8 protein-coding genes are annotated in these 9,205 nt (G+C 72.6%); 3 read left to right on the top strand and 5 right to left on the bottom strand.

Annotation, left to right across the window (positions count from 1 at the left end):
* Window positions 1-406: antibiotic biosynthesis monooxygenase (locus tag ND748_RS34685; protein WP_251747038.1), on the bottom strand; the 406-nt coding region annotated here is incomplete at its 3' end.
* Between the two features lie 94 nt (window positions 407-500).
* Here ND748_RS34685 and ND748_RS18220 point away from each other — a divergent pair.
* A complete protein-coding gene (locus ND748_RS18220) occupies window positions 501-1,184 on the top strand; it encodes a PadR family transcriptional regulator (protein ID WP_251747036.1) in 684 nt (227 codons plus the stop codon).
* Here ND748_RS18220 and ND748_RS18215 read toward each other — a convergent pair.
* The 3 genes from ND748_RS18215 to greA all read right to left on the bottom strand — a co-directional run bounded on the left by ND748_RS18215 (window position 1,104) and on the right by greA (window position 5,373).
* Window positions 1,104-3,098, bottom strand: coding sequence for a VWA domain-containing protein (locus ND748_RS18215; protein ID WP_251747030.1), 1,995 nt, complete (start codon window positions 3,096-3,098; stop codon window positions 1,104-1,106). The genes ND748_RS18220 and ND748_RS18215 overlap by 81 nt on opposite strands.
* Before the next feature lie 89 nt (window positions 3,099-3,187).
* The gene (locus tag ND748_RS18210; RefSeq protein WP_251747028.1) at window positions 3,188-4,639 is read right to left on the bottom strand and encodes a magnesium chelatase; all 1,452 of its coding nucleotides are present in this window, start codon (window positions 4,637-4,639) and stop codon (window positions 3,188-3,190) included.
* A 251-nt stretch (window positions 4,640-4,890) separates the two neighbouring features.
* The gene (greA, locus tag ND748_RS18205) at window positions 4,891-5,373 is read right to left on the bottom strand and encodes a transcription elongation factor GreA (protein ID WP_251747027.1); all 483 of its coding nucleotides are present in this window, start codon (window positions 5,371-5,373) and stop codon (window positions 4,891-4,893) included.
* A 444-nt stretch (window positions 5,374-5,817) separates the two neighbouring features.
* On the opposite strand from greA, the gene mca reads away from it, so the two are divergent.
* Both mca and ND748_RS18195 read left to right on the top strand, forming a co-directional pair.
* Window positions 5,818-6,711 carry a mycothiol conjugate amidase Mca gene (mca, locus tag ND748_RS18200; RefSeq protein WP_251747025.1) on the top strand — a complete coding sequence of 298 codons (894 nt, stop codon included), beginning with the start codon at window positions 5,818-5,820 and terminating at the stop codon, window positions 6,709-6,711.
* A 200-nt stretch (window positions 6,712-6,911) separates the two neighbouring features.
* Window positions 6,912-7,268 carry a hypothetical protein gene (locus ND748_RS18195; protein ID WP_251747024.1) on the top strand — a complete coding sequence of 119 codons (357 nt, stop codon included), beginning with the start codon at window positions 6,912-6,914 and terminating at the stop codon, window positions 7,266-7,268.
* A gap of 90 nt (window positions 7,269-7,358) precedes the next feature.
* Here the strand turns inward: ND748_RS18195 and ND748_RS18190 are convergent.
* Window positions 7,359-9,205 (bottom strand): class I tRNA ligase family protein (locus ND748_RS18190; RefSeq protein ID WP_251747022.1); only part of this gene is annotated, 1,847 nt, incomplete at its 5' end.

Here is a 9,205-nt window from a genome sequence, read left to right as displayed (position 1 = left end):
GCGGGTGCCAGAAGACGAACCGGGCCCGGGTCATCGCGGGGCCGAGGCGGCGCATCGCCTCCCGGTGGCGCGGGTTTCCGACGAACGCGTCCAGCGCGGCCCGGTCCGTCCACGCGGACAGGGTGAAGTACTCGCGCCGCAGCGGCCGGGCGACGAGCGAGACGCCGAGGGCGCCGGGCGTCGCGAGCACGGCCCGCCGGACGGCGAGGGCCGAGCGCAGCATCGTGATCGTGTGCTTGGTCGAGGTGAGGACGAAGTACGAGGCCATGACCTCGATGGCGCCGTCTTCGATGGCGCCGTCTTCGATGAAACCGCCTTCGACGGCGCCGTCCGCGGCGTCGGTGCCCTCGGGCTCGGCGGCGCGGGCCTTGCCGCCGGGCGGGGTGGTCCAGGGAATCGTCGGCACGGTGACCCACCTCCACGATGGTCTGAGTCGGACTGTCATCCAGATCAGAATAGTCTCAAAGGGACGGTATGAGTCAAGCCGTATGATGGAGACCATGGCGGAGATCGCGCTGACACCGGTGTCGTACCTGGTCCTCGGGGAGGTGGCCCGGCGCGGCAGCGCCACGCCCTACGACCTCAAGGTGGCGGTCGCCGAATCGGTCGGGAACTACTGGTCGTTCCCGCACGCGCAGCTCTACAAGGAGCCGCCGCGTCTCGCCGAGGCCGGGTTGCTGGCCGAGGAGAGGGAGACCGGGGGGCGCCGCCGGCGCACCTTCCGGATCACCGAGGCCGGCCGGCGCAGCCTGCAGGACTGGCTTTCCTCGCCCGATCCCGGACGCACCGAACTACGCGACCTCGGCCTGCTCAAACTGGCGTTCGCGGACCTCGGCCGCCCGGGCGACGTCGCCCGGCTCGCCCGCGCCCAGGCCGCCGCGCACCGGGCGCACCTGGAGGTCTACCGCACGCTGGCCGCGCTGCCGCCCGACGCCATGGTCTGGACGCTGCGGCGCACGCTGGACCTCGGGCTCGCCTACGAGCGGCTCGTGGCCGAGTTCTGGGAGCGGCTCGCCGCCGACCCCGTCCTCACCCGCACCCCGCCCTCGCCCCCGTCCCCGCCCGCCGAACCCGCGCGGCCGCAGCGGGATGCCTCGGACGAGTCAGCGGGCGACGCGGTGGCGTCCCCGGGAACGCAGGTAGTCCCGGATGACGTAGCTGCCGAGGGCGGTGGGGTCGGGTGACAGGACACGCCCGCCGTTGCGACGGGCCATCTCCTCGACGAACTGCACGAGCCGCGGCTCGTCGTCGAGCATGAACACGTTGATGGTCACCCCGCGCCGCGTCAGCCGGTCCACCTCGGCCAGGGTCAGTTCCAGGGTCTCGGGCATCGGCGGCCAGGAGAACGACGGAGTGCCGTCGCGCAGCAGGTGCGCGGTGGGCTCCCCGTCGGTGACGACCATGACGACCGGCTCGGCCTGCGGGTATCGGCTGAGCAGACGGCCGGCGATGAGCAGGGCGTGCTGGAGGTTGGTGCCCTGGACCATCTCGGAGTCCAGGCCGGCGAGTTCCACCGGCCGCAGCTCGCGGGCGTAGTCCGAGAAGCCGATGATGTGGATCTTGTCCTGCGGGAACGACGTGCTGACGAGGGCGTGCAAGGCCAGCGCCGTCGACTTCGCGATCCCCCACGTCCCGCGCAGGGCCATCGAGTAGGAGAGGTCGACGAGCAGACAGACCGCGGCGGTGGTGCGCCGCTCGGTCTCGGCCACCTCGAAGTCGCCCACCTGCAGCCGCACCGGTCGGCCCTTGCCGGTCGGCCCGGCGCGCAGCACGGCGTTGCGCACCGTGCGGACGACGTCGATCGGTTGGGTGTCGCCGAACTGCCAGGCCCGCGAGGTGCCGAGCAGGTCGCCGGCGGAGCCGGCGTCGGTGAGGTTGTGGTCGCCGCGGCCGCGGGCGGAGACCTGGCGGAAGATCCGGGCCAGCGCCGCCTGGCCGATCCGGCGAACCGCGCGGGGGGTGAGCTCCAGGTTGCCGGACCGACGGGTGATGAACCCCTGCTGCTCCAGCTCCCGCTCGACCTGTTGCAGGCTGCGCAGGTCGTCGACGGCGGAACGGCCCAGCGCCCGGGCGACCGCGTCCTGGTCGATGTCCTCCAGCGAGGCCCCGGCGTAGTCCTGCCCGAGCGCGGCGGCGAGCTCGTCGAGCTCCGCGAGTTCCTCCAGCGCCGAGGTGGCGTCGCCGAGGCCCATCGGCTCGTCGCCGGTGAGACCCTCGCCGAGCCGGCCGCCGCGCCCGCGGGGCCGGCCGCCCCAGTTCAGGTCCGGGCGGGAGGCCCGCAGTGCCTGGGTGAGCCGGGACATCTCGGCGGCCAGGCCCAGGTCCTCCATGGCGGTGGACATCAGATCGGCGAGTTCGGAGCGCTGCTGCGGGGTGAGTCCGGCGAGCAGCCGGGCGGCCGCCGCCGAACGACGCGCCAGCGCGTCGACCAGCTCCTCGAGCGACTGCGGGTTCTCCGGGAAGAAGTCGCCGTACTGGGACATGAACTCGGCGAACGCCTCGTCGGTGTCCTCGCCGCGGGCGTCGGCCTCCAGCAGGGTGTTCAGCGACCCGATCATGTCCCGGATGCGGGCGAAATCCTCCGGCGTGGCCCCTTCCAGGGCCTGCTTCATGCCCCTGAACTGGCTGTCGAGGACCTCTCGGCGTAGCAGCTCGGAGATCTTCTCGTAGGTCTCGCGGGCCTGCGGGGAACGCCAGTCGTACTCGGCCAGCGACCGCACGGCGCGCGCCGGGTCGGCGGGCAGCGTGTCGAGCTCGGCCTCCCGCAGGCGGGCCTCGTCCGACGGGTCGGGGAACAGCGCCGCCCGCTCCTGGCCGACGGCCGTGTCGAGCAGCCGGCGGACCTCCTCCAGGGTGCCGTCCATCCGGCCGCGGGACCGGGTCTCGCGCCGGCGCCGCTCGATGGCCCGGCGCATGTCGTCCAGCCCGCGCCGGCCTGGCATGCCGCGGCGAAGCAGAGCCTCCAGCGCCTCCCGCGGGGTGCGCCCCTCCAGGATCTGGCGGGACATCTCGTCGAGCGCGCCGGCCGCGGTGAAGGGTGAGGCAAGCGGGTCGGGCCCACCGTCCCACGGGCCGTAACGGAATGCGCCGGAGCTCACCGGGGTCCTCCCACGGGTGTCACGTCAGGAGCTGGTGTACGTCAGGAGCAGATCAGGCCAGGAGCCGGTCAGGTCAGGAGCCGGTCATCTCAGGAGCCGTAGACCGTCCGGCCCGGCAGCTCCTCCTTGGCCAGCCGGCGGTTGAGGTGCAGTCCCTCCATCGCCAGCTCCAGCGCCGCCGCGGCGAGGCCGGGCGACTCCGCACCGTCCACGCCGAGCCGGTTCAGGATCGCCGCGAGACCGGGCACCGGACCGACCCGGCGCAGCAGCTCGGCGGCGGGCACCATGTCGCCCGTCTCGACCGGGCCGTCGGCGTCGAACCGGTTCTGCAGCCCGGTGAGGTCGGCTCCGGCGAGGCGGGCCCGGAACGTCTCGGCGATCGCGCGACGCAGCAGCAGCGCGAGCACCTCGTCCTCGCGCCCCTCCTCGAGCTGGTCGAACTCGACCTTGCCGCGCACCGCCGGGACGATCGCGGCGAGGTCGACCACTCGGGCGGTGGGCGTCTCCTCCCCGGTCAGCGCCGCGCGGCGGACCGCGGAGGCGGCCACCGTCTCGGCCGCGGCCACCGCGAGCCGGGCCGACACGCCCGAACGCTGGTCGACCTGCGGGGCTTCGCGGACGAGCCGGGTGAACCGGGCCACGATCTCCAGCAGGTGATCGGCGAGCTCGGGGGTGCCCAGCGGCGAACCCGCCCAGGAGATCACGGCCTCCTGGCGGATCAGCGCGAGCTCGTCGGCAAGCTGCAGCGGGTAGTGGGTGCGCACCTCGGCGCCGAAGCGGTCCTTCAGCGGGGTGATGATCCGCCCGCGGTTGGTGTAGTCCTCGGGGTTCGCCGAGGCCACCAGCAGCAGGTCGAGCGGCAGGCGCAGCAGGTAGCCGCGGACCTGGATGTCGCGCTCCTCCAGCACGTTGAGCAGCGACACCTGGATGCGCTCGGCGAGGTCGGGCAGCTCGTTGACGCTGAAGATGCCGCGGTTCGTACGCGGCACCAGGCCGTAGTGCACCGTCTCCGGGTCGCCGAGGGTCCGGCCCTCGGCGACCTTCACCGGGTCGACGTCGCCGATCAGGTCGCCCACGCTGGTGTCCGGCGTGGCGAGCTTCTCGCCGAAGCGCTCGGAGCGGTGGCGCCAGCCGATCGCAAGATCGTCGCCGAGCTGGGCCGCCAGTGCCCGGCAGCGGCCGCAGACCGGCACGTACGGGTGGTCGTTGATCTCACAGCCGGCGACGGCGGGCGACCACTCGTCGAGCAGGCTCACCAGGGTGCGGATGAGCCGGGTCTTGCCCTGGCCGCGTTCGCCCAGGAAGACGATGTCGTGGCCGGCCAGGATGGCGCGTTCGACCTGCGGCAGGACGGTGTCGTCGAACCCGACGATGCCCGGGAAGCGGGGCGCATCGCCCTTCATCAGGGCGACGAGGTTGTCGCGCAGCTCCGTACGGACGGGTCGGTGAACATGCCCGCTGCGGCGAAGCTCACCCACCGTGGCATACGGCGGCGCGCTGTCCGCCGGCGCGCTGGCCGGGGATGTCGCGGTCGGTGGCATGGAATGACGGGGCGGTGCCGGCAGATCCTCCACGCGTCGACGGTACGTCGACACCGCCCGCGGCGCAGCCAAGTCGGCTGCCGTCCGCTGCAGGCGTAGTCGGGGCTACGCCGCCCGCCCCGCCCGAAGGAGCCCCGCCCCCGCCGACCGGCTCATCCGGGCGGACCGGCCCCTAGGTGCCAGCGCGCCGGCCACGATGGGTGACCCCCGCGCCGGCCGAAGTGGCATGGCCGAACCAGGCTCCGGCGCTGTCAGGAGCCGTAAGGTGCGACCGAGACGATCTCGACCTTCGCGGAGCGGCCGTTGGGCAGCGTGTAGCTGACGGTCTCGCCGGCCTTGTGGCCGTTCACAGCACCGCCGAGCGGGGAGGCGGGGGAGAACACGTCGATGGGAGTGCTGTGGTCCTCGCGGGAGCCGATGAGGAACTTCTCGGTCGCCTTCTCGCCGGAGAAGCGCACCTCGACGACCGTGCCCGGACCGGCCTCACCGGTCGTGCTGGCCGCCTCGCCCACCTGCGCGTCGCGCAGCAGGTCGGCGAGCTGGCGGATCCGGGCCTCCTGCTTGCCCTGCTCCTCCTTGGCGGCGTGGTAGCCACCGTTCTCCTTGAGGTCGCCCTCCTCGCGGGCCGCCTCGATCTTGGTCGCGATCTCCGTGCGCCAAGGGCCGGTGAGGTAGTCGAGCTCGGAGCGGAGCCGGTCGTATGCCTCCTGAGTGAGCCAAGTCTGCTGCGTCACGCGGGTCACGCTCCTCGGTGAACATCAAAAGGGTCACGATATCAAGGTGAATCAAGGAATCCAGGGTCGAGCCCGCTGACTCCGGCGGCGGCTCCTCCACCGCGGGCAGACCCCGGACCAGCGGTCCTACCCTCCTGGGTGAACCGCCGGTCCGGGGTGTCGACCATGAGCGCACGCCTGGCGGAGCGGGAGCACGGCGAACGAGTGCCGCACTCCATCGGTCCCCCGGGGCCGGACCGACACCGATGTCGGTACGCCGGCCGGCGACGCCACCCGTCACCGCATGCGCGGACGGTGCATTGTGCCACGGCGTTGGGTGACTTTTCCAGATCAAACGTGGAGGCGGGCTCCATGGTTCCGCACAGTGGTGTAGCACGGCGGTCACGTCACGGCCACCCAGGTCGATGGCCGCGGTCCGGCCCGGCCGTCAGCGACAATGGTGGCATGCCTTCGGTCGACGAGCGGCATGGCCTGCGTCTCATGGCCATCCATGCCCACCCCGATGACGAGTCCAGCAAGGGCGCGGCCACGATGGCGCGTTACGCGAGTGAAGGCGTGGACGTCCTGGTCGTGACCTGTACCGGTGGTGAGGAGGGCAGCATCCTCAATCCGGCGATGGACTCACCAGGCGTCGCCGAGCGCATCACCGAGATCCGCCGGGAGGAGATGGAGAATGCCCGGCGCATCCTCGGCGTGCGCCAGGAGTGGCTCGGCTTCGTCGACTCCGGTCTGCCCGAGGGTGACCCGTTGCCGCCGGTGCCGCCGGGGCGCTTCGCCACCACGCCCCTCACCGCGGCGGCCCAGCCCCTGGTCAGGCTGATCCGCACCTTCCGGCCACAGGTCATCACGACCTACGACGAGTCCGGCGGTTACCCCCACCCCGACCACATCATGACGCACAAGATCAGCATCGAGGCGTTCGAGGCGGCCGGCGACCCCGAGCGCTATCCCGAGGTGGGGGTGGACGCCGGGCTCACGCCCTGGCAGCCGCTCAAGCTGTACTACCACCTCACCTTCCACAAGGAGCGCATCCTCGCGCTGCACGAGGCGCTGCTGGCCCGCGGCCTGGAGTCCCCGTACGCGGAACGTCTCGACGAGTGGACTGGCCAGGCGGCGGAGGCGGGCCGGCTCACCACCCGGGTGCCGTGCGCGGACTGGTTCCCGACCCGCGATCGCGCCCTGATCGCGCATGCCACCCAGGTCGACCCCACCGGCTCGTGGTTCCGGGTTCCGCTCGACGTGCAGCGGGAGGCCTGGCCCACCGAGGACTACCAGCTCGCCCGCTCGCTGATCGAGGTCGGCACGATGCCCGAGGACGACCTGTTCAACGGCGTGTGACCGGGCGCACGGCGGGTGGCCGGCCGGCCGGCGGGGGCTGATCGGCGCGGCGCCGGTGGTCGTCCGTCGCGGCGTAATGTCGGGGGTGGGTACCGCCGAGAGCCCACGGTGCACCGCCCGTCGGGGCGGAGCCGGCCGCGCTCGCGCGGCGCAGCGGCGGGATGACCGCAGAGTTTGGACCCGGGTGTGAGGACGTCACCGTGAACGAGATCTTCGCCGGTTCCGTGCTGGCCGAGCAGGAGGGCAGCGCGGGCGGTCTTGGACTGCTCATCGTCGTGGGGCTGATCGTGGTCTCCACCGGGCTGTTCTTCATGCTGTCGAAGAGCCTGCGCCGGATGCGGGCGAACGTGGCGAACGGTGACTTCCTCGGGGTCGATCCCGACCGGCCCACCGGCCCGGTCGATCCCCGCCAGGCGATCCGCCGCCGGTCGGTGCTGGCCGGCCGCAGGGGCCCGGTGATCGACGGCGAGGTCGTCGCTGACACCGCGGCCCCGGGGGGCGAGGGCGAGCATCTCGACCTGCCCGTCCAGCCCGGCCCCCCGGCCTCCGGCGGCTGAGCCGGACGTCGGCCCGCTGCTTACCTTGCCCTTGGGGAGGGGTGCGCGTCCGATTTGTCCCCCCAAAAGGGCAAGGTAAGGCGGGAGCGGTCAACCCAGGGCGATGTTGACGATGCGGCCGGGGACGATGATGACCTTTTTGATGGTTCGGCCCTCGGTCTGGCGCGCGTAGTCGGGGTGCGCGGTGAGCAGCTCGCGGATCACCGGTTCCGCGGCACCGTCGGGCACCTGGAGGGTGAACCGCACCTTCCCGTTCACCTGGACCGGGATGGTCCGCTCGGCCTCGGCGGCCAGCGCCGGCTCGCCCACGGGGAAGGCCGCGCGGCTCACCGACTCGTTGTGCCCGAGCCGGGTCCACAACTCCTCCGCGATGTGCGGGGCCAGCGGCGCCGCCATCAGGACCAGCGGCTCGGCCAGCGCCCGGGGGGTCGGGGCCTGGCCATATCGCTTCGAGACGAAGTTCGTCAGCTCGATGAGCCGGGCGACGGCCGTGTTGAAGCGCAGGCCCGCGTACTCCGCCGCCAGCGTGATGATCGTCCGATGCAGGACGCGGGTGGCCTCGGCGTCCAGCTTCTCGTCGGAGACGGCGACCAGCCCGCTGCCCTCGTCGACGACCGCGCGCCACAGGCGCTGGAGGAATCGGTGCGAGCCGACGATGTCGTCGGTGTGCCAGGGCCGGTCGGCGTCGAGCGGCCCCATCGCCATCTCGTAGACCCGCAGCGTGTCGGCGCCGAAACGGTCGTACATCTCGTCCGGGCTGACGCTGTTCTTCAGGCTCTTGCCCATCTTCCCGGAGCGGCGGTCGACCGGCGCCCCCTGGTGGGTGAACCGGCCGTCGCCGCTCGCCTCGACCTCGGCCGCCGGGACGTACATCCCGCGGGCGTCGGTGAACGCGTCGGCCTGGATGTAGCCCTGGTTGAACAGCCGCTTGAACGGTTCCTTGGACGAGACGTGCCCCAGGTCGTAGAGGACCTTCTGCCAGAACCGGGCGTAGAGCAGGTGCAGCACCGCGTGCTCGACGCCGCCGACGTACAGGTCGACGCCGCCGTCGCCGGCCGCCGCGCCCGGCTTGGCCAGCCAGTACCGCTCGACGGTCTCGTCGACGAACCGCTCGGTGTTGGTCGGGTCCAGGTAGCGCAGGTGGTACCAGCAGGACCCGGCCCACTGGGGCATCGTGTTCGTCTCGCGCCGGTAGCGCTTCGGGCCGTCGCCGAGGTCGAGGGTGACGCTCGCCCAGTCGGCCACGCGGGCCAGCGGTGGCACCGGGTCGCTTTCGTCGTCCTCGGCCATCGCCGTCGGCCGGAAATCGGTCATCTCGGGCAGCTCGACGGGCAGCAGCTCATCCGGGACCGCGTGCGGCAGGCCGTCGTCGTCGAAGACGATCGGGAACGGCTCACCCCAGTAGCGCTGCCGGGAGAACAGCCAGTCCCGCAGCCGGTAGGACCGGGCCAACCGGCCGTGGCCGCCGTCCTCGAGCCAACCCACCGTCGTCTTGATCGCATCGGGCTTGGTCAGGCCGGCGAGCATCGGTGTGCCCGCCGGCCCGGGCAGGTAGGTGCCCTCGCCGCTGAACGCGTCCGGCCACGCCGACGGCGGGGCGCCCGGGGTCACCCGCTGCTCGGCGTACCACTGCTCGTCCGGCGCCAGCACCGCCGGGATCGGCAGATCGAACGCGCGGGCGAAGCTGAAGTCCCGGCTGTCGTGCGCCGGCACGGCCATGATCGCGCCGGTGCCGTAGCCGAGGAGCACGTAGTCCGCGAGGAAGACCGGCAGCAGTCCGCCGCCCACCGGGTTGCGCACGTACGCACCGGTGAACACGCCCGTGCGGTCGACCTCCTCGCCGCGCTGGCGGTCGCTTCGCCGCGCGGCGAAGCCCCGGTACGCCTCGACGGCGGCGCGTGGCGTCCAGGCGGGGTCCGCGGCGGCGGCCGCAACCT

The sequence above is a fragment of the Frankia sp. AiPs1 genome (assembly GCF_023716945.1).
Classification (GTDB): domain Bacteria; phylum Actinomycetota; class Actinomycetes; order Frankiales; family Frankiaceae; genus Frankia.
Note: the sequence above shows the minus strand (reverse complement) of the source record. Positions and strands in the feature narration are given on the sequence as shown.